The 24,484-nt window shown below is 58.7% G+C and carries 25 protein-coding genes; 11 read left to right on the top strand and 14 right to left on the bottom strand.

The window, feature by feature from the left end:
* The first annotated feature begins 2 nt into the window (after positions 1-2).
* Genes nusB through pgpA form a run of 3 tightly spaced genes read left to right on the top strand, consistent with a single transcriptional unit; the run spans position 3 to position 1,956 of the window.
* On the top strand, positions 3-422 hold the full coding sequence (nusB, locus tag EH206_RS16965) for a transcription antitermination factor NusB (RefSeq protein WP_009114050.1): 420 nt from the start codon (positions 3-5) through the stop codon (positions 420-422).
* Positions 423-482: 60 nt separating this feature from the next.
* Entirely contained in the window at positions 483-1,457 is a 975-nt protein-coding gene (gene thiL, locus EH206_RS16960; RefSeq protein WP_009114049.1) for a thiamine-phosphate kinase, read from the top strand.
* Positions 1,438-1,956 (top strand): phosphatidylglycerophosphatase A, encoded by a 519-nt coding sequence (gene pgpA / locus EH206_RS16955; RefSeq protein ID WP_009114048.1) that lies wholly within the window; start codon positions 1,438-1,440, stop codon positions 1,954-1,956. Before thiL ends, pgpA begins: the two co-directional genes overlap by 20 nt.
* A gap of 49 nt (positions 1,957-2,005) precedes the next feature.
* Here the strand turns inward: pgpA and dxs are convergent, their stop codons facing one another.
* The 3 genes from dxs to xseB are packed head-to-tail and all read right to left on the bottom strand — an operon-like array spanning position 2,006 to position 5,048.
* Positions 2,006-3,871 (bottom strand): 1-deoxy-D-xylulose-5-phosphate synthase, encoded by a 1,866-nt coding sequence (dxs, locus tag EH206_RS16950; RefSeq protein WP_009114047.1) that lies wholly within the window; start codon positions 3,869-3,871, stop codon positions 2,006-2,008.
* Between the two features lie 20 nt (positions 3,872-3,891).
* Positions 3,892-4,803, bottom strand: coding sequence for a (2E,6E)-farnesyl diphosphate synthase (gene ispA, locus EH206_RS16945; protein WP_009114046.1), 912 nt, complete (start codon positions 4,801-4,803; stop codon positions 3,892-3,894).
* A gap of 2 nt (positions 4,804-4,805) precedes the next feature.
* Entirely contained in the window at positions 4,806-5,048 is a 243-nt protein-coding gene (gene xseB / locus EH206_RS16940; RefSeq protein WP_009114045.1) for an exodeoxyribonuclease VII small subunit, read from the bottom strand.
* A 294-nt stretch (positions 5,049-5,342) separates the two neighbouring features.
* Between xseB and thiI the strand changes: the two genes are divergently transcribed.
* On the top strand, positions 5,343-6,791 hold the full coding sequence (gene thiI / locus EH206_RS16935) for a tRNA uracil 4-sulfurtransferase ThiI (protein ID WP_009114044.1): 1,449 nt from the start codon (positions 5,343-5,345) through the stop codon (positions 6,789-6,791).
* 45 nt (positions 6,792-6,836) lie between these two features.
* Here thiI and EH206_RS16930 read toward each other — a convergent pair whose 3' ends face one another.
* Entirely contained in the window at positions 6,837-7,670 is an 834-nt protein-coding gene (locus EH206_RS16930) for a MurR/RpiR family transcriptional regulator (RefSeq protein WP_040344042.1), read from the bottom strand.
* 246 nt (positions 7,671-7,916) lie between these two features.
* On the opposite strand from EH206_RS16930, the gene EH206_RS16925 reads away from it, so the two are divergent.
* The 5 genes from EH206_RS16925 to EH206_RS16905 are packed head-to-tail and all read left to right on the top strand — an operon-like array spanning position 7,917 to position 13,071.
* Positions 7,917-8,969: a polyamine ABC transporter substrate-binding protein gene (locus tag EH206_RS16925; RefSeq protein WP_009114042.1), complete on the top strand. Its 1,053-nt coding sequence runs from the start codon at positions 7,917-7,919 to the stop codon at positions 8,967-8,969.
* Between the two features lie 54 nt (positions 8,970-9,023).
* Positions 9,024-10,169: an ABC transporter ATP-binding protein gene (locus tag EH206_RS16920; RefSeq protein ID WP_009114041.1), complete on the top strand. Its 1,146-nt coding sequence runs from the start codon at positions 9,024-9,026 to the stop codon at positions 10,167-10,169.
* Positions 10,163-11,071, top strand: a complete 909-nt coding sequence (locus EH206_RS16915) for an ABC transporter permease (RefSeq protein ID WP_009114040.1) — start codon at positions 10,163-10,165, stop codon at positions 11,069-11,071. The genes EH206_RS16920 and EH206_RS16915 overlap by 7 nt, the downstream gene beginning before the upstream one ends.
* An 8-nt stretch (positions 11,072-11,079) precedes the next feature.
* Complete coding sequence (locus EH206_RS16910) at positions 11,080-11,922, top strand: ABC transporter permease (RefSeq protein ID WP_009114039.1); 843 nt, start codon at positions 11,080-11,082, stop codon at positions 11,920-11,922.
* Positions 11,923-11,934: 12 nt separating this feature from the next.
* The gene (locus EH206_RS16905) at positions 11,935-13,071 is read left to right on the top strand and encodes a DmpA family aminopeptidase (protein WP_009114038.1); all 1,137 of its coding nucleotides are present in this window, start codon (positions 11,935-11,937) and stop codon (positions 13,069-13,071) included.
* Here EH206_RS16905 and yajL read toward each other — a convergent pair.
* Positions 13,062-13,652, bottom strand: a complete 591-nt coding sequence (yajL, locus tag EH206_RS16900) for a protein deglycase YajL (protein ID WP_009114037.1) — start codon at positions 13,650-13,652, stop codon at positions 13,062-13,064. The two genes, EH206_RS16905 and yajL, sit on opposite strands and share 10 nt — an antisense overlap.
* Complete coding sequence (gene panE, locus EH206_RS16895) at positions 13,615-14,526, bottom strand: 2-dehydropantoate 2-reductase (protein ID WP_009114036.1); 912 nt, start codon at positions 14,524-14,526, stop codon at positions 13,615-13,617. Before panE ends, yajL begins: the two co-directional genes overlap by 38 nt.
* A gap of 323 nt (positions 14,527-14,849) precedes the next feature.
* Here panE and EH206_RS16890 point away from each other — a divergent pair, with 323 nt between their 5' ends.
* A complete protein-coding gene (locus EH206_RS16890; protein WP_009114035.1) occupies positions 14,850-15,341 on the top strand; it encodes a YajQ family cyclic di-GMP-binding protein in 492 nt (163 codons plus the stop codon).
* Between the two features lie 80 nt (positions 15,342-15,421).
* On the opposite strand, the gene EH206_RS16885 is transcribed toward EH206_RS16890, so the two are convergent.
* From EH206_RS16885 to EH206_RS16855, 7 genes are read right to left on the bottom strand one after another with little or no spacing between them, the layout of a single operon-like run.
* Entirely contained in the window at positions 15,422-16,654 is a 1,233-nt protein-coding gene (locus EH206_RS16885; RefSeq protein WP_009114034.1) for a Zn-dependent hydrolase, read from the bottom strand.
* The gene (locus EH206_RS16880) at positions 16,651-17,142 is read right to left on the bottom strand and encodes an L-2-amino-thiazoline-4-carboxylic acid hydrolase (protein ID WP_009114033.1); all 492 of its coding nucleotides are present in this window, start codon (positions 17,140-17,142) and stop codon (positions 16,651-16,653) included. Before EH206_RS16880 ends, EH206_RS16885 begins: the two co-directional genes overlap by 4 nt.
* Before the next feature lie 35 nt (positions 17,143-17,177).
* A complete protein-coding gene (locus EH206_RS16875; protein ID WP_009114032.1) occupies positions 17,178-18,332 on the bottom strand; it encodes a branched-chain amino acid ABC transporter substrate-binding protein in 1,155 nt (384 codons plus the stop codon).
* Positions 18,333-18,364: 32 nt separating this feature from the next.
* A complete protein-coding gene (locus EH206_RS16870; protein WP_009114031.1) occupies positions 18,365-19,084 on the bottom strand; it encodes an ABC transporter ATP-binding protein in 720 nt (239 codons plus the stop codon).
* Positions 19,077-19,844 carry an ABC transporter ATP-binding protein gene (locus EH206_RS16865; RefSeq protein ID WP_009114030.1) on the bottom strand — a complete coding sequence of 256 codons (768 nt, stop codon included), beginning with the start codon at positions 19,842-19,844 and terminating at the stop codon, positions 19,077-19,079. Before EH206_RS16865 ends, EH206_RS16870 begins: the two co-directional genes overlap by 8 nt.
* Positions 19,841-20,962 (bottom strand): ABC transporter permease subunit, encoded by a 1,122-nt coding sequence (locus EH206_RS16860; RefSeq protein WP_009114029.1) that lies wholly within the window; start codon positions 20,960-20,962, stop codon positions 19,841-19,843. The genes EH206_RS16865 and EH206_RS16860 overlap by 4 nt, the downstream gene beginning before the upstream one ends.
* Before the next feature lie 8 nt (positions 20,963-20,970).
* On the bottom strand, positions 20,971-21,921 hold the full coding sequence (locus EH206_RS16855) for a branched-chain amino acid ABC transporter permease (protein WP_040344036.1): 951 nt from the start codon (positions 21,919-21,921) through the stop codon (positions 20,971-20,973).
* 168 nt (positions 21,922-22,089) lie between these two features.
* Between EH206_RS16855 and EH206_RS16850 the strand changes: the two genes are divergently transcribed.
* Positions 22,090-23,025 carry a LysR substrate-binding domain-containing protein gene (locus EH206_RS16850; RefSeq protein ID WP_009114027.1) on the top strand — a complete coding sequence of 312 codons (936 nt, stop codon included), beginning with the start codon at positions 22,090-22,092 and terminating at the stop codon, positions 23,023-23,025.
* A 27-nt stretch (positions 23,026-23,052) separates the two neighbouring features.
* On the opposite strand, the gene EH206_RS16845 is transcribed toward EH206_RS16850, so the two are convergent.
* Positions 23,053-24,417, bottom strand: a complete 1,365-nt coding sequence (locus EH206_RS16845; RefSeq protein WP_009114026.1) for an MFS transporter — start codon at positions 24,415-24,417, stop codon at positions 23,053-23,055.
* Between the last annotated feature and the right edge of the window lie 67 nt (positions 24,418-24,484).

The raw sequence follows: 24,484 nt of genomic DNA, 5'->3' as shown, positions 1-24,484 counted from the left end.
TCGTGAAACCTGCTGCTCGTCGCCGCGCCCGTGAATGTGCGGTTCAAGCGCTATATTCCTGGCAGTTGTCTAACAATGATATTGCCGATATTGAACACCAATTCCTGAGCGAGCAGGATGTCAAAGATGTCGACATCACCTATTTTCGCGAGCTGCTGGCCGGTGTCGCCACTCAGGCAGAGACGCTGGATCGGCTGATGGCGCCTTTCCTGTCCCGTCAGCTTGATGAACTGGGGCAGGTTGAAAGAGCCATTCTGCGCTTGGCGATATTTGAGCTGAGCAAACGCGATGATGTTCCCTACAAGGTAGCCATTAACGAAGCCATCGAACTGGCCAAGGTATTTGGCGCCGAAGATAGCCATAAGTTTGTCAATGGCGTACTCGACAAAGCCGCGCCTTCGGTGCGCAAGGGTAAGAAATAAATCAGTCAGGGCCGGATATCCGGCCCTGATCTTTTGAATTAAACGCTGGCTGGAAAGGTTATGGTTAAAGGTGAGTTTGACCTTATTGCCCGCTATTTCAATCGGGTTGGAAGTTCACGCCGGGATGTTGCGTTGGGTATCGGCGACGATTGCGCGCTGCTGGCGGTCGCGGAGAAACAATTACTGGCGGTGAGCACCGATACGCTGGTGTCCGGCGTGCATTTTCTGCCCGACATCCATCCCGCCGATCTGGGTTACAAATCACTGGCGGTCAACTTGAGCGATTTGGCGGCCATGGGCGCCGATCCCGCCTGGCTCTCCCTGGCGATTACCCTACCCGAAAATAACGCCGACTGGCTGTCGGCCTATAGCGATAGCCTGTTCGCGTTGCTGGATTATTACGGCATGCAGTTAATCGGCGGCGATACCACCCGCGGTCCCCTCAGCCTCACGCTGACCATTTACGGCCTGGTTCCCGCCGGGCGCGCCTTGACCCGCGGCGGCGCCAAAATCGGCGACTGGATTTATGTCACCGGCTCGCTGGGCGACAGCGCCGCCGGCCTGGCGATCTTGCAGAATACGCTGCGCATTGACGATGACGACGCCCGCCGGGCGTTGGCGCAGCGGCATCTGCGTCCGCAGCCGCGGATCTTGCAGGGGCAGGCGCTGCGTGATTTGGCCAGTTCGGCGATTGATCTTTCCGACGGCCTGATTTCCGATCTGCAACACGTACTCAAGGCCAGCGAATGCGGCGCGCGCCTCAATCTGGACGCCATTCCTTATTCTCACTGGCTGCGCGATCGCGTGGACGAAGAACAGGCGCTGCGCTGGGCGCTGTCGGGCGGGGAAGATTATGAACTGTGCTTTACCGTACCTGAAATCAACCGCGGCGCTTTGGATATCGCCTTAGGGCATCTGGGCGCCGCCTATACCTGTATCGGGCAGGTCGGACCCGCGTCGGAAGGGTTGCGTTTCTTGCGCGGCGCAAAAGAGGTTGAACTGAACTGGAAGGGATATGACCATTTTGGCGGGTAAGACTCAGGTGGCGCAAACGGCGAAAAGCCGACTGCGGTTACGCAACCCATGGCACCTGCTGGCGACGGGGTTCGGCAGCGGTCTGTCGCCCTGGATGCCCGGCACGGCGGGGTCGCTGGCGGCGATCCCGCTGTGGTATGCGATGTCGTTTCTTCCCCTGGAGCTCTATTCGCTGCTGGTGATGTTCAGCATCTGCATCGGCGTCTATCTGTGCCATCAGACGGCGAAAGATATGGGAGTCCACGACCACGGCAGCATCGTCTGGGACGAATTCGTCGGCATGTGGATTACCCTGATGGCATTACCGGTGAACGAGTGGCCGTGGGTCGCCGCCGGATTTGTGGTATTTCGCTGCCTGGATATCTGGAAACCCTGGCCGATCCGCTGGTTCGATCGCAATGTGTATGGCGGCATGGGGATTATGATTGACGATATCGCGGCGGGTGTGATTTCCGCGGGGATTATTTACCTGATTGGGCACCATTGGCCGCTATTCTGATCTGAACGACATAAAATACCGGGGCCTTGCGCCCCGGTCATAACCCAATTCACGCCAGCCACCGCGCAATGCTGCTTTCAATGCCCGCCGCGTCCAGGCCGATATCGCTGCGTATCTCTTCCTGACCGCCCTGGGGAATAAATTTATCCGGCAGGCCGAGATTGAGCACCGAAATCGCGATTCGTTTTGCCATCAGCAGTTCGTTCACGCCGCTGCCGGCGCCGCCCATCACCGCGTTCTCTTCCAGCGTCACCAGCGCGTGGTGACTGCTCGCCAGTTCCAGAATCAGCGCCTCATCCAGCGGTTTGACGAAACGCATATCCACCAGCGTGGCATTGAGCTTATCCGCCGCCTTTTGCGCTTCCGGCAGTAGCGTGCCGAAGTTGAGGATGGCGATATCGTCGCCCTGACGCCGCACCACGCCTTTGCCGATCGGCAGTTCGGCCAGCGGCGCCAAATCGGCGCCGCTGCCGTTACCGCGCGGATAGCGCACCGCCGCCGGCCCTTTCTGATAGAGGTAGCCGGTGTGCAGCATCTGGCGGCACTCGTTTTCGTCGCTTGGCGTCATAATCACCATATTGGGAATGCAGCGTAAAAACGACAGGTCGAACGCGCCCTGATGCGTCTGCCCGTCGGCGCCGACTATGCCGCCGCGATCGATGGCGAACAGCACGGGCAGGTTTTGAATGGCGACGTCGTGGATCACCTGATCGTAGGCGCGCTGCAAAAAGGTGGAGTAGATAGCGACGACGGGGCGGTAACCGCCGACGGCCAGGCCGGCGGCGAAGGTCACCGCATGCTGTTCGGCAATCGCCACGTCAAAATATTGCTGCGGGTATTCGCGCGAAAACTGCACCATGCCGGACCCTTCGCGCATGGCGGGGGTGATGGCCATCAGCTTGCTGTCTTTGGCGGCGGTTTCCCGTAGCCACTGGCCGAAAATCTTGGAGTAGGTGGGCAGCGCGCCGTCTTTGCTTTTCGGCAGCGTGCCGCTGGCGGGGTCGAATTTGGGCACCGCGTGCCAGCTTATCGGGTCCAGCTCCGCCGGCGCATAGCCTTTCCCTTTTTTGGTCATGATATGCAGCAGCTGCGGGCCTTTCAGGCTGCGCATATTTTTCAGCGTCTGCGCCAGCGCCTGCACGTCATGGCCGTCGACCGGGCCGATATAGTTGAAGCCCAGCTCTTCGAACATGGTGCCGGGAACCACCATCCCTTTCAGGTGTTCTTCGGTGCGTCTGACCAGCTCCTTGATCGGCGGCAGGCCGGACAACACCTTTTTGCCCCCTTCGCGCAGGCTGGCGTAAAGTTTGCCCGACAGCAACTGGGCGAGATGGTTATTCAGTGCGCCGACGTTTTCCGATATCGACATCTCATTGTCGTTCAGCACCACCAGCAGGTCGGATTTGATATCGCCGGCGTGGTTCATGGCTTCAAACGCCATGCCCGCGGTGATGGCGCCGTCGCCGATTACGCATACGGTGCGGCGGCCTTTCCCTTCGCGTTCGGCGGCCACCGCCATGCCCAGCCCGGCGCTGATGGAGGTGGAGGAGTGGCCGACGCTCAATACGTCATATTCGCTTTCATCCCGCCATGGGAAAGGGTGCAGGCCGCCCTTCTGGCGGATGGTGGCAATGCGGTCGCGGCGGCCGGTAAGGATCTTGTGCGGATAGGCCTGATGGCCGACGTCCCACACCAGATGATCGAACGGGGTGTTGTAGACATAGTGCAGCGCGACCGTCAGCTCGACGGTGCCGAGCCCGGAGGCAAAGTGCCCGCTTGAGCGGCTTACGCTGTCCAGCAGATATTGACGAAGTTCGTCACACAGCTTCGGCAGGGTTTCTTTCGGTAGCAGACGTAATTCTTCCGGGGTTTCCACTAACGACAATGTAGGGTATTTCGCGGTATCAAAACTCATGAGAGACTCATTCTGAGATTTTATTTATTACGCTCGACGATAAAACTCGCCAGCGCTTGTAATGGCGCAATATTAAGTGGTTCCCGGCTGGATGTGGCTAAATCATCCAGCGCCGCCAGCGACTGCCGGTAAAGATCCCAGGTTTTTTCCCGGGCGCGCTCTAACCCCAGTAAACCGGGGTAGGTGCTTTTTCCCAACTGCTGATCGGCGCCCTGACGTTTACCCGTGGTGGCGCTGTCGCCGACCACATCCAGAATATCGTCCTGCACCTGGAAGGCCAGACCGATGGCGTCGGCATAGCGATCGAGATAGGGCAGCCCGGCCCGGCCCGGTTCACCGGCAGCCAGCGCCCCCAGCCTGATCGCCGCGCGGATCAACGCGCCGGTTTTATGGCGGTGAATTTGCTCCAGCGCCGCCAGATCGACCTGATGGCCTTCGGCCGCCAGATCCAGCGCCTGACCGCCGCACATGCCGGCCACGCCGCTGGCCTGCGCCAGTTCGGATAGCATCGCCAGTCGGGAGCGCTCCGTTACCAAGGGCATCGGCGCGTCGGACAAAATGGAGAACGCCAGGGTTTGCAGGGCGTCTCCGGCCAGAATGGCGCTGGCTTCGCCAAACTTGATATGGCAGGTCGGCTGGCCGCGGCGCAGGTCGTCATTGTCCATCGCCGGGAGATCGTCGTGGATTAACGAATAGGCATGAATGCATTCCACCGCGGCGGCGGGCGCATCCAGACTTTCCAGCGGCATGCCGAACAGTTCGCCCGTAGTATAAACCAGGAACGGACGCAGCCGCTTGCCGCCCAACAGTGACCCATAACCCATGGCGTTGACCAGTGGACTACTCTGAAAGGGCAGCGCGGAGATAAACTGGCTTAATACGCGATTGGCGCGCTGATGGCGGGCGTGCAATTGTGCAGAGAAATCCGTCATGGCTATTCACTGTCCGGGGTAAAAGGCGACAACGGCGCATCGGGTTCGTCGCTCAGCAGAATCTGTACCCGCTGCTCCGCCTGCTGCAGCTTTTGCTGGCCCTGACGCGCAAGCCGTACGCCATGTTCGAATTCATTCAGCGCCTCTTCCAACGGCAGTTCGCCGGATTCAAGACGGGCAACGATTTTTTCCAGTTCGCTCAGAGAGCTTTCAAAACTCACCGGCGGTTCGGTTTTTTTGGGCATAATTCAGAATCCTGGTTGATACGCCGTTGCTTTATCACGGCATGGCGCTATTTGCGGCGGCGCGCCAATGAATGCCGCCGCAATTATACGGTTAAAGCGCAGGGTAAATCTTCATCCCTTCGTTGCCTGACCGTTGCCGCAACGCCAATTACTTTGGGGATGGATGATGATATACTCCGCGCCCTGGATGCTATCGGTAAAATCATCCCTGTGCGGCCGATTTTACCGATAACGTGATTTTAGCGCTCAGGGTAAATTTATTTACGCCTTTCTGACCAAGTAACGACAGCCACCATGAAGTTTATCATTAAACTGTTCCCGGAAATCACCATCAAGAGCCAATCCGTGCGATTGCGCTTTATCAAGATTCTGACCGGCAACATTCGCAACGTATTAAAACACCATGATGAAACGCTGGCGGTTGTCCGTCACTGGGATCACATCGAAGTCCGCGCCAAAGACGAGAACCAGCGCGAGACTATTCGCGACGCGCTGACGCGCATCCCCGGCATCCACCATATTCTTGATGTTGAAGATCGTGGCTACGCCGATGTTCATGACATCTTCGAGCAAACGCTGGCGCTGTACCGCGAACAGCTGCAAGGCAAAACATTCTGCGTGCGCGTAAAGCGCCGCGGTAAGCATGAGTTTAGCTCGCAGGACGTAGAACGCTATGTCGGCGGCGGTTTGAATCAGCATATCGCCGGCGCACGGGTAAAACTTACCTCGCCGCAGGTTACCGTTCATCTGGAGATCGACCAGAATCGGCTGCTGCTGATTAACGGCCGCTACGAAGGGATTGGCGGTTTCCCCATCGGTACGCAGGAAGACGTGCTGTCGCTGATCTCCGGCGGCTTTGACTCCGGCGTCTCCAGCTATATGCTGATGCGCCGCGGCTGCCGGGTGCATTACTGCTTCTTCAATCTGGGCGGCGCGGCGCATGAAATCGGCGTCAAGCAGGTGGCGTATTATCTGTGGAACCGCTTCGGCAGCTCGCACCGGGTGCGTTTTATCGCCATTGATTTTGAGCCGGTGGTGGGCGAGATCCTGGAAAAAATCGATGACGGGCAAATGGGCGTGGTGCTCAAACGTATGATGGTGCGCGCGGCTTCCCAAATGGCCGAGCGCTACGGCGTGCAGGCGCTGGTCACCGGCGAAGCGCTGGGGCAGGTTTCCAGCCAGACGCTGACCAACCTGCGCCTGATTGATAACGCCTCCGACACGCTGATTCTGCGTCCGCTGATTTCTCATGACAAAGAGCACATCATCAAGCTGGCGCGTGAGCTGGGAACGGAAGATTTCGCCAAGACGATGCCGGAATACTGCGGGGTAATTTCCAAAAGCCCGACGGTCAAAGCGGTGAAAGCCAAAATCGAGCACGAAGAGAGCCGGTTCGATTTCACTATTCTCGATCGCGTGGTCGGCGAAGCGCGCAATATCGATATTCGCGAGATCGCCGAGCAAACCCGCCAGGAAGTGGCGGAAGTGGAAACGGTGGCGGCGTTTGCGCCGACGGATATCCTGCTGGATATCCGCGCGCCGGACGAGCAGGAAGAAAAACCGCTGACGCTGGCGCAGGCCGAAATCAAATCCTTGCCCTTCTACAAATTGAGCACCCAGTTTGGCGACCTGGATCAGAACAAAACCTATCTGCTCTACTGCGAACGCGGCGTGATGAGCCGTTTGCAGGCGCTCTACCTGCGCGAGCAGGGCTTCAGCAATGTGAAAGTGTACCGCCCGTAGTCGCGGTAATCGGCCCCGGCCTGGCGAGCGGGGCTTTCTCTTCTTTTATGAACGATAGAGCTTCAGGCATTTCACCCGATTTTCATAGGCTTCAAGTCGCTGCTTAAGCTGCCCTTTATTTTTGGCGGCGACGCAGTGCAGCAGCACATTAAGCGCGCTGGCCAAACCGCCGGTGGACTCCAGGATCAATCCGGTTTTGGTGGTCATGGTCACGATATAGGGTGTATTCATATACTTGGCGATGCCGTACTCATCGGTAAACACCACCAGATCGGCGTTTTCCTTGATGCATTCATTGGCGAAAGAGACGCCGGCCTCGGCGTAGGGCGCAATGTCGATTAAAATGACGCAGCAATGTTTTTCATAGCTATCCAGCCACTGGCCCAGCACGCCGCTGTATAAGTCGAGGAATTCAACGTCGGAGCGCACCAGCGACAGGCGATTTGAGAAGTCCTCCGCCATGCCGCGGATGGTCTGAAAGCCGCAGATAAATACTTTCTCCGCGTTGCATACGCGCTCGACGATATCCCGCCAGTGCTGGCTGCCAAGCTGTTCCCAGAATTTAACCAGCGCGTCGATCTCTTTATTGAGGTGGATGGTCAGGTCATCCGATTGCTCAACCCGCTCCAGCAGCGTGGTATTCAGCAGCGACTGCACCCGCACGTCGTCGCGCAGGTCCTCTTTCAGTCCCTGTAATCCTTTATAGCCCAGGCGGCGCAGAAAGCGGCTGACGGTATTAGGGCTGACGCCGCTTTTTTGGGCAAGGGTTGCACCATTTTCAAACGCAATCCCTTCCAGATTGGCCTGGATATAGGCCCACAGGGTGCGTTCCGCCGGCGTCAACCTGCCGTCCAGACTCTCAATTCTTTCTGTAATCATGCGCTTACCCGATTGATTTTTTGACATTAAAATACCATTTATTTAATTTTAGGTAATTAAATACCATTTGTTGAGCGCCAATGGCATAAAGATTGCAAACGTATATCTGAAGACATAAATATGTCATAAATCCCGCTGATAGCAAGAATGAACCGGTAATTCCATCCTGATGCTATCAGCCGTGCAATCAGGCGCCCGTCTTATCGGGGATGCTTTCCGGCAGGCGCCACTCGACGGAGAGTCAACATGTCTATTCGCGTTGCAAAAGCCGCCAAGGGCGTCTGTTTATCTCTGCTGGCCTCAGCCATGCTGACCAGCCTGCCGGCGCGGGCTGCGGGTGAATTACGGCTGTATAACTGGGGCGATTATATTAACCCGGCGGTATTGACGGCGTTTACCAAAGAAACCGGCATCAGCGTAAAGCTGGATACCTATGGCAATAATGAAGAGATGCTGGCCAAAATTCAGGCGGGCGCCAGCGGTTACGATATCGTTTTTCCCTCCGTCCATATGCAGGACGTGATGGCGACGCTCAAGCTGCTGGAAAAAACCGATATCAATCAGGCGGCGGACTTCGGCAATATCGACCCGCAGTTTTTGCGCGCCAAAACCGATCCCAAAGGGGAATACTGCCTGCCGTACGCCTGGGGCACCGTCGGCATTTTTTACAATAAAAATAAGGTGGATAAACCCATCACCTCCTGGCGCGATTTTTTTGCCGAAGCCGAGCGGGGCAAAAAAGTGATCATGCTGGACGATATGCGTGAAACGCTCAGCGTCGGGCTTATCGTCAATAATAAATCGGTCAATACCCATAGCGGCGAGGATTTAAAGCAGGCGGCCGACTGGCTGACGGCGAAAAAACCCCTGGTGTCGGCCTTCACCTACGAAAGTATTCCGCTGGTGCAGTCCGGGGATGTGGCCGCCGCGCATTATTTCGTCGGCGCGCTGATGTATGTCTCGCAGGACCCGGATAATCTCGCCTATGTGATCCCTGAAGAGGGGGCCACCATGTATCAGGAAAATATGTGCGTACTGCACAGCGCCCCGAATAAAGAGAACGCCAAAAAGTTTATGGAGTTTTTTCTTAAGCCGGATATTGCGGCGATGAATACCGCGCAGCAAATGAACGGCACCCCCAATCGTAAAGCGATTGATTTATTGCCGGCGAGCTTAAAAAACAATCCCGCCGCCAATCCGCCCGCCGACGTTCGCGCCCGGCTGCAGATATTTGAGGATCTGGGACAATATCTGCGCCAATACGACCGGGTGTGGACGCGCTTCCGCAGCGCGAATTAATGCGGCTGATTATTTATCCTGGCGATTTTTTTACTGACGCTTGCCGGAGTTATTATGAATGAGAGTCATAACTTCCGTTCGGTTGTTGCTTTAAACAACGCGGTCAAATATTACCGGACTCCGAAAGGGGGGAGGGTAAAAGCGCTGGATGGCATTAATTTGCAGGTGCGGGATAATGAATTCGTCACCCTGCTGGGACCGTCCGGCTGCGGCAAAACCACCTTGCTGAGAATTATCAGCGGCTTTGAATCGCTGGACAGCGGCGAGTTGCGGATTCTGGGGAAAACCGCCAATGAAACGCCGGCCCATCAGCGGCCGGTCAATACCGTATTTCAGAGCTATGCGCTATTTCCGCATCTGAACGTCGCCGATAACGTGGGCTACGGACTGGACGTGCAGGGGGTGCTGCGCAGCGAGCGCAATCGCCGGGTGGCGGAAACCCTTGAACTGGTGGGCATGCAGGGGATGGAAAAACGCAGGCCCGCGCAGCTTTCGGGGGGGCAGCAGCAGCGCGTGGCCCTGGCCAGAGCCATCGTCAATCGGCCGACCCTGTTGCTGCTGGACGAGCCGCTCTCCGCGCTGGATCGTAATTTGCGCCAAAGCATGCAACTTGAGTTAAAACGCCTGCAAAGCGAGCTGAAAATCGCTTTTATTTTCGTCACCCACGATCAGGAAGAAGCGTTGACCATGTCGGATCGCATCATCGTGCTCAACGGCGGGAAAATACAGCAAAATGGCGATCCGAGCGCCATTTACGACCAGCCGGCTAACCATTTCGTCGCCGGTTTTATTGGCGAAAGCAACCTTATCGACGTATCTATTACGGATATCGCCGCCCATCATCTGGTATTGACCACGCCCGACGGCGATCTGTTTAGCGCCGTAAAACAGGCCGGCGCCGGCTATCAACTGGGGCAGTGCTGGCAGCTATTATTGCGCCCGCAGCACTTTGTGTTGCAAAAGAACGACGATGTGGAGACGCAATACGCCAGAATTGACGGCATAGTGCGGCAGGTCATTTTTATGGGTAAGGATATCGAGATTATTTTCAAGGCGGGGCAACATGAATCGCTCAAGGTTTCGATTGGCAATCGTTCCCTGACCACGCCGCATTTATTCAAACCGGGAGATGCTATTACGCTGTGGTATGACATCGCGTCCTGTCACTTATTACCTTATCGGGAAGCGTGCGCATGTTGACATTGGCGGCCGCGAAAAAGTTAAGGTTAATCGGATTATTATCGCCGATCACGCTGCTGTTGAGCCTGTTCTTTCTGGTGCCGTTGGCCATTATGGTGACGTTCAGTTTTTTAACGCCGGGATTATATGGCGGCGTCGAATGGAGCCTGTATCCGGATAATTATGGCCGCATCCTGGGCTGGGCCGATGGGGTATTTGAGGATTTCGATATTCTGTATCTGAAAATCATTGCCACCTCCATCCGCATTGCGCTAATCAGCGTGGTGATATCACTGCTGGTCTGCTATCCGATTGCCTTTTGGGTGAGCGGCAAATCGCTAAAAGTGCGTAATTTTTTATTATTCCTGATTACGCTGCCTTTTTTCGCCAGCCTGGTGGTGCGCCTGTATGCCTGGGTACTGATTCTGCGGCCCACCGGCTTCCTGAATTATATTTTGCAGAGTCTGGGGCTTATTCAGCAGCCGCTTAATCTGATCTATACCGAGACGGCGGTATTAATCGGCATGGTTTACGTTTATATCCCTTTTATGTTTTTGCCGGTTTACGCCAGCGTGGAAAAGATCGATCGCAGTCTGATTTACGCATCCTATGACTTAGGCGCCAACCAGTGGAAAACATTCTGGCGTATTACCTTCCCGTTAACGCTGCCGGGAATTATTGCCGGTTCGGTGATGGTTTTTATCCCGGTGCTGGGCAACTTTATCATTCCTTCATTGCTGGGCGGCGCCAGGGTAATTATGGTGGGCGGCCTGGTCGAACAGCAATTCCTCTCCGCCCGCAACTGGCCTTTCGGCGCGGCGATCTCCATGCTGTTGATGCTGATGGTGTTATGCGTACTGCTGGTTAATTTTTATCTTTCCCAGCGTCGCGCCGCGGCTGATTCAGCGAGTCGGATGACATAGGATAAAATATGAAAAAACGCTTTTTATCTCGCCTGGCGCAGTGGTCATTGGATCTCTACGGCCTGGGGTTTTTTATCTTTCTTTATTGTCCGGTGTTATTGATCGTAATTTATTCGTTTAACGCCAATCCGATTAATATGATGATCTGGCAGGGGTTCAGTTTTGACTGGTATCGCTCATTGTTTGGCTTGGATAACCGGTTAAACGAAAGCGCGCTCTATATCGATTCCACCGGCCAGTTACTGCAGGCGCTGAAAAACAGCCTGATTGTCTCGCTGAGCACCACCGTCATCTCAACGTTAATCGGGACGGTAACGGCACTGGCGCTGGCGCGATATCGCTTCAGGCTGCAGGGGTTTTATCGGCTGATGCTCTATATCCCGATGATGATGCCGGATATCGTGCTGGGCATTGCGTTATTAATCTTTTTTGTTTATGTCGGCATTCCCCTGGGAAAGCTGTCGATTATTATCGGCCACTGTACTTTTCTCTGCAGCTACGTATTTCTTATCGTCAGCGCCCGGCTGGCGGGTATGGATTCCCGGCTGGAAGAAGCCTCGGCGGATTTGGGCGCCACGCCGTGGATCACCTTCAGGCGTATTACCCTGCCGATGATCCTGCCCGGCGTTATCGGCGGGGCGTTGCTGGCCTTTATTATTTCCCTGGACGATCTGGTGATCACCTATTTTATTTCCGGCGTTGACGCCACGACGCTGCCGGTACAGATATACGGCATGATAAGACGCGGCATCAAACCGGAGATCAATGCGATTGCCACGTTATTAATTCTTGGCTCCTTAGCGATAGCGGCCGTCGGGCTGTATATAAGAAGCCGGCGTGTAGATGATTAAAGGAAGTCATTTATGTCAAAAACAAGAGCGCGTCAGTTAGGATTACGCTTCGACGGTCCAACGGGCGACCATAACGCGATTACCGACGTGCCGGGGGTGATGGTCGGCTACCGGACCATCAATGGCGTCAGCAGCGACGGAAAACAGATTAAAACCGGCGTTACCGCGCTGTTGCCGCGCGGTTATCAACGCGAGCCGCAGCCGGTGTGGGCGGGCTGTCATGCCCTTAACGGCAATGGCGAGATGACGGGAACGCACTGGATTAAGGACGGAGGCTATTTCGTTGGGCCTATCTGCCTGACCAATACGCACTCAACCGGCACCGTGCATCAGGCCGCGGTGCGCTGGATGATTGAGCAATACCGTGAAATCTGGGAACGGCACCATATCTGGGCGATGCCGGTGGTCGCCGAAACCTATGATGGCGTGATTAACGATATCAACGGCTTGCATGTTACGGTCGACGATGCCCTGGCGGCACTGAACTCCGCCCATAGCGGCCCCCTGGCCGAAGGCAACGTGGGCGGCGGGAACGGGATGATTTGCTACGGCTTTAAAGGCGGCACCGGGACCTCGTCGCGCCGCTTTTGTATCGACGGTGAAGAATACACCCTGGGCGCGCTGGTGCAGGCGAATTACGGGCAGCGTTCGTGGTTTTCTCTGTTTGGCGTTCCGCTGGGGACCATGCTGGATGCCGAACTGCCGGAGGCGCTGCGGCAGGAGCGCGGTTCAATTATCGTTATCCTGGCGACCGATGCGCCGATGATGCCCCATCAGCTACAGCGTTTGGCCCGGCGCGCCGGGCTGGGCATATCGCAGTCCGGCAGCCCCGGCGGCAATAACTCCGGGGATATCTTTCTGGCGTTCAGCACCGCCAACGCCGCTCCGCTGCCGCAGGTGGCGCCGGCGCATCAATCTTTTCGCTACCTGAACGACGAGTGTTTCGACCCGATCTATTTGGCGGCGGTGGCAAGCACCCATGAGGCGGTGATTAACGCCATGCTGGCGGCGGAAGACGCCGCCATGCAAAAACCGCAGGGGATCTGCAAGGCCATCGACCCGCAGGCGCTCTATACCCTGCTGCAAGCGGCGAATCCGCTGGCGGTCCGCCAGGCGTCGGCGTCCCCGCAGGGCGGCAATCAGTCCTGATAATTGTAGATGCCGGGCGGCAGAATCAACTGCGCCGCCACCTCCGCCGCTTTCGCCTTGCCCAGCAGCAGGTCAATCAGCTTCAGGGCGAAATCCATACTGGTGCCCGGTCCCTGGGTGGTCAGCAGGCTGACGCGCGGATCGTACACCACGCGTTTTTCCAGCCATTTTTCCGGCGCGATCTTATCGCGCAGCGCGGGATAGCCGGTCATATTGCCGATGGGGAAAAGCTGGTGATATTCCAGCACCAGCGCCGGGGTGGCGCACATCGCCGCGACGATTTTCCCTTCCTGATGCGCCTGGCGGATACACTCCACCAGCACCGGGCTGTCGCGGAAGCATTCGGCGCCCTGTAATCCGCCGGGCAGCACCAGGGCGTCGAAATGGCGATCCGCCACCGCCACCAGCGGGGCGTCGGCCAGCAGCCTGACGCCGCGGGAGCAGGTGATTTCAAGGTCGCCGTCACCGGCGACGCTGGCAAGGGTAACCTGAATGCCCGCTCTGACCAGCAGGTCGATGGTGGTGACCGCTTCGGTTTCCTCGCTACCAGGAGCCAGACATACCAGCACTGATGCGCTCATACTCGTTTTCCTTATGCTTGATGGCCTCAAACAGACGGCTGTTTTCGGGGACGGCCAAGCCGTGGATACGCGCCCGCCGCAGCAGGTAACCGGTGATATAGTCAATCTCGGTATGACGTTGCGCCATAACGTCCTGCAGCATGGAAGAGGTATTGGCCGCGGTGTTGTGAATGATTTGATTAACGTAGATCAGCAGGCTGTCCGCCGAGGTGTGGAAACCTTCCCGTTCCATCACCGCGGCGATTTCCTGACAAAGGGAGATAAGCTGCTGCGGGTAAGTGAGCAATTCTCCGTTGGTGCATTGATGGATAACCGTTAAGGGATTAATCACGCAGTTGGCCGCCAGCTTCAGCCAGCAGGTGGCGGAGATATCGTTATGCCAGGCCACGTCGGGCAGTGCCTGATGCAGTATTTCGGCAAAATGGCTTGGCGCGTCATGGTTATTGCCGATCGCGCCGATATGGGTGGTCCCGGCGGCGGTATGCACCACGGTGGTGGCATCGCGCCGCGCCGCGTGGGTGGTGATGCCCAAAATCAGCGGTTGCCGCAGCGGCGGCAACTCCTCGCGCGCGCCCATGCCGTTATGCAGCAGCAAAATAGTGCAGGCGGGGTTCAACTTCGGCAGCAGGTTGCGCACGGTATCGGAAACCTGCCAGGCCTTTAGGGTGACCAGCAATAACTCGCTATGCGCCAGATGGTCGGGGTCGTTGGCGGTCAAATTGAGGTTGCTGTGCCGCCCGTCCAACCGGGTGACATTGACCGGGCAAAAAGGTTGCGGAATACGTAACCACCCCTGAACGTCGTGGCCTTGCCGGTGCAGGGCGGCGAGCCACAGCTGCCCGATAGCGCCGCAACCGAGAACGGTTATTTTCATAGGATTCTCCCTTTATTGGCTCGGGAATGGCTGCTTTTGCACCACGGGATGCGTATCCATATAGCAGACTAATTAATTGTAACGGAGTCACTTCAGAGCGCAATAACGCTGGCGTCGAGGCGCATTTTGTGACCTGCCATACCTGGCGGGCCGTCGCGGGGCGACGACAAAAACTTACGGAGGGCGTCCGGCCCTCCGCCCTGACGGGCCGCCGCAAGCGGCGTTAAAAAACGCTTCAGGCGTTTTTTCTCCCGGAAGTTTTTTTATTTATCGTAAAGGAGCGGTTATTATGCTCGTCAGCCAAATTTGTCAGGAGACCGATTATGCCATCTTTCGATATTGTTTCGGAAATTGATATGCAGGAAGTGCGCAATGCGGTGGAAAACGCCACCCGTGAGCTGGGCACCCGTTGGGATTTTCGCAATGTGCCGGCTAGTTTTGAACTGAATGAAAAATCACAAAGCATCAAAGCCGCCAGCGAGTCGGATTTTCAGGTTCAGCAACTGATCGATATCCTGCGTGAAAAACTGTTGAAGCGCGGCATTGAAGGGGGCGCGCTGGAGATCCCGGAAGAGATGGATCACAGCGGCAAAACCTACAGCGTTGACGCTAAACTGAAGCAGGGCATTGAAACCGCGCTGGCGAAAAAAATCGTCAAGCTGATTAAAGACAGCAAACTGAAAGTGCAGGCGCAGATTCAGGGCGAGCAGGTGCGGGTGACCGGGAAATCCCGCGATGACCTGCAAGGGGCCATGGCCCTGGTGCGCGGCGCGGACCTGGGGCAGCCTTTCCAGTTCACCAACTTCCGCGATTAATCCCCAGGGCGCGGCGTCGCATAACCGCGCCGCAGAGCGCCGGGACGCATGGCGATCTCCGGTTGCAGCCGTGCCGCGCGCTACCGCTCCTGCGCCGACGCCAGTACCGCGTGCAGCAACACGTTGGCGCCTTTTTCACTCCACCCGGGCAAGATATTCTCCGCTTCGTTATGGCTGACGCCCGCCACGCAGGGGATAAAAATCATCGCGGTGGGCGCCGCCCGGTTGATATAGCAAGCGTCATGTCCGGCGCCGGACACCATCTCCCGGCTGGCGTAATTCAGCCTGTCCGCCGCCTGACGCACCTGCGCGACGCAGTGCGCATCAAAGCTTATCGGCGCATAGTCGAAAATGCGGCGCAGATCGGCGGTCAGTTGGCGATCGGCCAGCTTTTCCATCGCCCGCTGCAGTTCCTGTTCCATGGCTAGCAGCGCCGCCTGCTCAGGGTGGCGGAACTCCACGCTGCAAAACACCCGCGCCGGCACCACATTGCGCGAATTGGGGGTGATTTGCGCCATGCCGACGGTGGCGCGGCCGTCGGGCGAGAAATCATGACCGATGCGCTCGACGGCGCTCACCAGTTCGGCGAAACCGCACAGCGCGTCGCGCCGGCGCGCCATCGGCGTGGTTCCCGCGTGGGCGGCGAATCCGTCAATGGCGACCTCGTACCAGCGCTGTCCCTGCGCGCCGTAAACCACGCCGATGTCCAGCCCCTCGGCTTCCAGGATCGGCCCTTGTTCAATATGCAGTTCGTAACAGGCGTGCAGCGGAAACGCCTCGGCCGGTTGCGTGCCGGCGTAGCCGATGGCCCGCAGCGCCTGCGTTACCGTCACGCCGTCGCTGTCGCTGCGCGCCAGGGCGAATTCCGGCGTGAAAACCCCGGCCCAGACGCCGGAGGCGAGCATCGCCGGCGCGAAGCGGGCGCCCTCTTCGTTGGTCCAGTTCACCAGCTCAATGGCGCGTTCGGTTTCGATGCCGTGGTCGTTAAGGGTGCGCAGTGCCTCAAGGCCGGCGAGCACCCCGTAGATACCGTCAAAGCGGCCGCCAAGCGGCTGGGAATCGACGTGAGAACCGGTCAATACCGGAGCCAGGGCCGGATTGCGTCCCGGACGACGCATAAACATATTGCCGAGCCGGTCCACCCGGCAGGAAAAACCGGCCTCTTCCGCCCAGCCGCGCAGCAGGTCGCGCGCCTGTTTATCCTCTTCGCTCAGCGCCAGGCGGGTGACGCCGCCGTTGGCGGTGGCGCCGTAGCGCGCCATGGTTTCCAGCGTATGCCACAGGCGCTGAGCGTTGATTTGCAGCGTGCTCATTGTTTTTCTTCCTTTTTTTTCACCCGATAACGGAAGTCGCAGCGCGCCGCGCCGCACATGATGGTGGTGGTGCGTCGCAGTTCCACCTCCGGCGCGTAGCCGACGATAAATTTCTCATCGCGCGCGCAGGAGAGCAGGTGGCCGATCTCTCCCAGTCCCATCTGGTGATACATCTCGGCGTAGCGACAGCGGGTGACATCGTAGTCGTAGCGTTGCTCGTCGCTGTCGATCACCCGGACCTCCAGCGCGTCGTCTTTTTCCCACAGATACTGCAATGCGATAAAGCTTTGCAAATCCGCGCCCTCCGGCTCCCGGCTGGCGAACTCGCGTCCGGCGTCAATGGCGGCCTGTTCGATGGCCTCGCCGATGATCGCCTGGGCGCGGGCCTTGCCCACTTCCCGCACCAGAACCTGATAGATCGGTTTGATGATTTCCGCCTCGATGCGGCGGCGGGCCAGAATACCCGGCTCGTTTTGCTTACAGCTCATCGCATTGCCTCATTTCGTTACCGCTTTACGTCAACTTATTGCCGGCTGCCGCCCAATACCGTTTGCGGCTGCCATTTGCCGTCCACGACTTTATAGACCGTGAACGACGGGTTTTGCAGATTGCCTTCGCCGTCAAAAGCGATGACGCCGGTGACGCCCTGATGCGAGATCGCGCGCAGTTTGGGCAGATAATCGGCGGCGTCGGCGGAGTCGGCCTGGCGGATGGCGGCGATCAACGTCTGGGTGGCGTCATAGGCGAACGGGGCGTGCAGTTCGATATGGGTGTGATAGCGGTCGCGGTAAGCCTGTTCAAAGGCTTTCCCGCCCGGCATCTGCTCCACCGGTAGGCCCGGCTCCAGCGCCACCACCCCTTCGCCTTCCTTCTGCGCCAGTTGCAGGAAGGTCTGGCTGACGAAACCGCCCGCGCCCATCAGCGTAGCGTTGATGCCCAGCTGTTTGATGCGCCTGGCCAGCGGCGCGGCCTGGCTGTCTACGCCGCCAAAGAAGATAAGATCGACGTTTTTACTGCGGATCGCCGTCAGTACGGCGCTGAAATCGACCGTTTTATCATCCACATACTGGCGATCGACGATCTTTACCCCCTGAGACTCCAGCGATTTGACGAACTCGTCCGCCAGTCCCTGCCCGAAGGCGGTGCGATCGTCGATAACCGCGACGCGGCTTGCTTTCAATACCTGCACCGCGTACTGCCCGGCATAGTTGCCGCCGTCGTCGTCATGCCCCATCACCCGGAAACTGGTGTCGAAACCTTGCCGGGTGTAGGCATGTCCGGTGGCGACCGGCGCCACCTGGGCGATGCCGGCATCGTGATAAATACGCGCCGCCGGAATGCTGGTGCCGGTGTTCCAGTGGCCGACCACGCCCGCTACGCCGCTGTCCACCAGCCGCTGCGCCACCGCCACGGCGGTACGCGGATCGGATTGATCGTCCTCCGACTGCAGCTTGAAGGTGACGGCCTTGCCGCCGATACGCGGTTTTTGCCGGTTAACGTCATCGATGGCCAACTGGGCGCCGTTTTCCAGATCCTTGCCGATGCGCGCCGACGGTCCGGTAAGCGGTCCGGCAAGGCCGATGACCACGGTTTCGTCCGCCGCCGCAGCGGGCGCGGCGGCCGACAGTCCAAGCAGCATCAGCGCCGCCGGAATCATGCTTAAGGTTGCTGTTTTCATAGGTAGTCCTTGATGTTGGTCGTAGAAACGGGCTATTCGCCCAGGTAAATCTGTTGGATCGTCGGGTCGTTGAGCAGGTCGGCGGAGTTGCCGCTGTGGGCGATAACTCCGCTGTCCAGCACCCAGGCGCGATCGGTCGCCTCCAGCGCCAGCCGGGCGTTCTGCTCGATCAGCAACAGCGTCACGCCATCCGCCCGCAGCGAACGGATCACCTCAAAGATGTTTTCCACCATCAGCGGCGCCAGCCCCATGGACGGCTCGTCGAGGATCAGCAGGCGGGGGCGGCTGAGCAGCGCGCGGGCCAGCGCCAGCATCTGCTGTTCGCCGCCGGAAAGCAGGCCGCCGGGCTGGTGTCGGCGCTCGCCAAGCCGTGGGAAACGCGCAAAAACTTTTTCGATTTCATGGCCGACCCGCGCGTTATCGCGCCGTAGCCAGGCGCCCATATGCAGGTTTTCCAGCACCGTCAGGCGCTGAAAGATGCCGCGTCCTTCCGGCACCATCACCAACCCCTGGCGCAGCAACTGCTCCGGCGGACATTTCTGATGGCGGGCATCCTGCCCGCGGTAAATGACGGAACCGGTGTAAGGCTGCAGTCCGGCCAGCGCCCGCACGATGGAGCTTTTACCCGCGCCGTTGGCACCGATAAGCGTCACCTGTTCGCCTGCGCGGATGGTGAAATCAATCTGTTTCACCGCCTGAATACCGCCGTAATTCACGCCAAGCCGTTCTACCTGCAACAAAACGTCAGACATGGGCATGGCCTCCGAGGTAGGCTTTGATCACCGCCGGATGGCGGCGCACCGTCTGCGGATCGCCCTCGGCGATGACGCTGCCGTAATCCAGTACGCTGATGCGGTCGCACAGTCCCATCACCAGCTTGACGTCGTGCTCGATGAGCAGAATGGTTTTTCCGTCGTCGCGGATGCGCGCCAGCAGCGCCTGTAGCGCCACTTTTTCGCCGGCGTTCATACCGGCGGCGGGCTCGTCGAGCGCCAGCAGTTTGGGGTCGGTGGCCAGGGCGCGGGCGATTTCCAGGCGGCGCTGATGACCGTAGGCCAGATCGCGGGCGCGGTAGTGGGCGAATTGGGCGATGCCGACATAGTCCATCCAGTAATGGGCCAGTTCGCGGGTTTCCCGCTCTTCGGCGCGGGCGCGGCGGTGGCGGCTGACGGCCGCCCATACGCCGTTGCGGGTGCGCGCATGGCGTCCCACCATCACGTTTTCCAGCGCGCTCATCTCATTGAACAGCCGCAGGTTCTGGAAGGTGCGGGCGATGCCGGCCCGGGTGACCTTTTCGATGGACCGCGGGTTGTAGGGCTTCTCTTCCAGCATAAAGCTGCCGCCGTCGGCCTGATACAAGCCGGTGATTAGGTTGAAACAGGTGGTTTTTCCGGCGCCGTTGGGACCGATCAAACCGTAGATCTCATGCCGTTCGACGCTTAGAGAAACGTCGTTTACCGCCACCAGCCCGCCGAAGCGTTTGCTGAGGTGACGAATGGACAACAGCGTCATGCTTTCCCCTCCCCATGACGGGCGGGCCACAGTCCCGCCGGGCGGAACAGCATCACCAGCACCAGCGCCAGACCGTAAAACAGCTGGCGCAGGATTTCCGGGTCGATGACTACCGCGCCGAACAGCGACTGTTGCAGCGGCGCGGCATGGCTGCGCAGGAACTCCGGCAGCGCCGAGAGCAGGATGGCGCCGACAATCACCCCCGGAATATGTCCCATCCCGCCGAGCACCACCATCGCCAGTACGGCGATGGACTCGTGCAGCGTGAAGGACTCCGGGGAGACGAAGCCCTGAAAGGAGGCGAACAGCGTACCCGCCACGCCGCCGAAAGCGGCGCCGATGGCAAAGGCGAGCAGCTTGTAATTACGCGCGTTGATGCCCATGGCGCGCGCGGCGTCCTCATCTTCCCGGATGGCGGCCCAGGCAAGCCCCACGCGGGAATGCTGCAGGCGTAGGGAGATAAAAATAATGGCGATGACTATCGCCGCGAGCAGGTAGTACCACAGGTACAGCGCCGGAATGTTGACGCCGAACAGCTGGTGGACGCCGCTGAATTTGACGCCGAACAGCGACAGGGTATCGATGCCGGAAATCCCTTTCGGTCCGTTGGTGATATTGATCGGACGATCGAGATTGCGCATCAGGATGCGGATAATTTCGCCGAAACCGAGGGTGACGATGGCCAGATAATCGCCGCGCAGGCGCAGCGTGGGCGCCCCCAGCGCTATGCCGCACAGCGCCGCCAGCGCGGCGGAGAGCGGCAGCAGCAGGAGGATGGAAAAGTGCAGCCCGTGCGGGAAATAGTGCAACAGCAGCGGAAACGCGCCGACGAGATGAGGCGACGCCAGCAGCGCGGCCAGATAGGCGCCCACGGCGTAGAAGGCGATAAAGCCCATATCCAGCAGACCGGTAAAGCCCACCACGATATTCAGCCCCAGCGCCAGCATGATATACAGCAGGGTGAAGTCGATCACCCGCACCCAGTAGTTGCCGCCCAGGCCGCCGGCCACCCAGGGTGCGACGAGCAGCGCGGCGATAAACAGCGCCAGGCCGAGATGCAGCCGGCGTCGCGCCGTGGCGCGGGCAGGGCGGCCGCCATTAAAGGTTGTTTCGCTCATCGTCGCTCCTATACGCGGTTGGCCAGCCGCTCGCCGAGCAGGCCGGACGGGCGGAATACCAGCACCAGGATCAGCACCATAAAGGCAAAGACGTCCTGATAGTTGCTGCCGAACGCGCCGTTGGTGAGTTCACCGAGATAACCGGCGCCCAGGGATTCGATGATGCCAAGCAATAGTCCGCCGAGCATCGCCCCGCGCAGGTTGCCGATGCCGCCCAGGATGGCGGCGGTAAAGGCTTTGATGCCGGGGAGAAAACCCATCGAAAAGCCGGCGTTGCCGTAGTTGCTGGCCATCATCACGCCCGCCAGCGCGGCGAACACGCCGCCGATGGCGAAGGTGAGGGTAATGACGCGGTTGGGGTTAACGCCCATCAGGCTGGCGACCTGCGGATTTTCCGCCGTGGCGCGCATGGCGCGCCCCAGACGGCTGTGTTCCACCAGCAGCAACAGCGCGACCATGACCGCCAGCGCCAGGGCGACGGTAACCAGCCCGGTGACGGTAATCACCGCCGGCGGGTGTAGCGCGTCGCCAGCCGTCACCGCAATCGGGTCCATGGGGAGAATCTGCGGAAACATCAACGGATTGCGTGACCAGATCAGCATGGCGAAGGTTTGCAGCAGCAGCGACACGCCAATCCCGCTGATCAACGGCGCCAGGCGCGGGGCATGCCGCAAGCGGCGATAGGCGAAGCGTTCTATCGCCGCGGCGACCAGCGCGCAGACCGTCATCGCCGCCAGCAGGGAGAGCGCCAGCGCCAGCAGCGGCGGCATGGCCGGCGCGTACTGTTCCAGCAGGCGCAGGCCGGAGAGCGTGGTCAGCGCGCCGACCATCAGAATATCGCCGTGGGCGAAATTGATAATGCGTAGAATGCCGTACACCATGGTGTAGCCCAGCGCGACAAGCGCGTAGATACTGCCGAGCATCACGCCATTAATCAGTTGTTGCAGTAGAGTATCCACATGGTTATCCGCCAGGTTCACATCGCCCGCTTACCATCCAATATCTGAATTAAACTGTGAAATACGCAAAAAACATTTCTTATAATAAAAGTGTGGACAAATAACTAATTGAAAATTAATGATTAATAATCTATGGTGTGATTATTTCACCGATGAAAAATTCAACAGATGAATAAAATAGAACAATTGCCGCAGGGCGGATTAGGCGAGGACGGCCGCCTGCCCAACGATCCGCCGCTGCGGGCGGTGCGGGTTTTTGAAGCTATCGCCCGGCTGGGAAGCATTACCGCGGCGGCGCGGGAGCTGAACATTTCTCCCTCGGCGGTCAGCCACCAGTTGAAGACGCTGGAGACCTTTCTGCAAATGCCGTTGACGGAGCGTCAGGGGCGGCGGCTGATGCTGAGGAATGAAGGACGCGAATACTATCGCTCGATTCGTTCCGCGTTTACCGTGCTGCGCCAGGCTACCGAACATGTGCTGGAGCACGCCCAGTCCCGCCAGGTGACCATCAGCCTGATCCCGCTGTTCGGCATGGGCTGGTTTATCCCGCGGCTGCCGGACTTTCTGCGCGCCAATCCGCAAACCGATATCAACGTGGTCTACGCCAACCATCGCAATTACCTGAGCGATGCCTCCGATATGTCGATCCGCTTCGGCGGCGGGCAGTGGGGGGGATATCGCAGCGAGAAGCTGGTGTCCGGCAGGATGGTGCCGGTTTGCAGCCGCGAATTTCTGCGCATCCACGGCCATATCGACGAACCGGAACAGCTGTTGCAGTTGCCGCTGCTGCACGATGAGGAGCGCTCAACCTGGATGCAGTGGTTTCAGGCGCAGAACGTCAGGCGTCCGCCGCGCAGCACCGGGCCGCTATTTGAAGACGGCCTGCTGACGCTGGCGGGGCTTCAGGCCGGACTGGGATGCGCGTTGATGCGCGAACCGCTGATTGAGCGCTTTCTGCACGGCGGCGAACTGGTGAAACTGTTCGATCTGCCGATTGAAGACGGACGAGATTACCACCTGTGCGTCCGGCAGGACATCGAGATGTCGGCGGACGGCAAATTGCTGCAACGCTGGTTGCAAGAGCAGGCGGGCGTTAGCGGATAGCCGGTCGCACCGAGCGGGCCGCAGTGGCTATGGCCGGGCGACCAGCTCTTCCAACTGCCGTCTGCTGATTTTCTTATTATCGATTTTGACGTAGGCGCTGTGCTCGTCGGGAACGATAATCACCTCCGCCACGCCGGGCTGGGCGTGTATTTTCTCTTCGAGGTCGCGGTTATTTAATGCGGAATCGGAGAGTGTGATTCTCAGGCTGCTGAGGTAGGGCGGCTCGCGCATGGTGAAGCCGACCAGCAGCCACAGCGCGGCGATGCCTGCGCCCGCCGCGAATACCGTTGCCGGGCCGTAATGTTCGAACAGCGCGCCTCCCAGACTGCCGCCGATAGCCACGCCGAGAAACTGGGTGGTGGAGTAAACGCCCAGCGCGGTTCCCTTGTATCCGGCGGGGGATTCTTTGCTGATCAGCGATGGCAGCAGGGCTTCCATCACGTTAAACGCCAGAAAGAACAGCTGCACGCCGGCAATAATCTGCCAGAGCTGATTGCCCGCCGCCCACAGCGTCAGCTCGGCGGCGATAAGCACCAGGATGCAGCCGACGAACACCTGCTTCATGCGCCGTTTCAACTCGGCGAAGATAATGAACGGCACCACGCCGGCGAAGGAAACCAGCATGGTGACAAGATAGACTTTCCAGTGATCCTGCGGCGCCAGCCCTGCCTGTTCCATTACGCGCGGCAGCGCCACGAAGCTCGACATCAGCAGAATATGCAGACTCATAATGCCGAAATTCAGCTTCAGCAGGCGGCTATTGGCTAAAACCTTGCGCAAACCGCCGCGCACGATGGCCGATTCCCGATTTAGCACATGCGCCGGAGCCGCCGGGATCATGGTCAGGGTAATTACGATCCCCATCAACGACAGAACGGTAATGCCCCAGAACAGCGCCTGTAAACCAAAAGCATGGGTAACGATGGGGCCTGCCACCATGGCGATGGCAAAGGTGACGCCGAAGCTGACGCCGATAAACGCCATCGCTTTGGTACGGTTTTGTTCGCGGGTGAGATCGGAGAGCAAGGCCATCACCGCGGCGGAAATAGCGCCCGAACCCTGTAGCGCCCGGCCGAGAATAATGCCCCAGATGGAGTCGCTGAGCGCGGCGATAACGCTGCCCGCGGCAAAAATCAGCAATCCGCCGACGATTAACGGTTTTCTGCCGATGCGATCCGACATGAGTCCGAAGGGGATCTGAAAAACCGCCTGCATCAGGCCGTAAATGCCGATAGCGATGCCGATAAGCGATTCGCTGGCGCCCTGCAATGCCATGCCGTAGGTGGTCAGCACCGGCAGCACCATAAACATGCCGAGCATGCGCAGCGAAAATACCGTACCCAGGCCCCATGTCGCCCGCAGCTCGCCGGGGGTCATTTTGTTGTCGTTCATTAATACCTCTGGAAAACCGTCGGCGCTATTCTAGTGCGTTATTCGCCGTTGCGTAAACGACAGGTTA

Source organism: Brenneria nigrifluens DSM 30175 = ATCC 13028, assembly GCF_005484965.1.
GTDB lineage: Bacteria > Pseudomonadota > Gammaproteobacteria > Enterobacterales > Enterobacteriaceae > Brenneria > Brenneria nigrifluens.
This window is presented reverse-complemented; position numbering and strand designations above follow the sequence as displayed.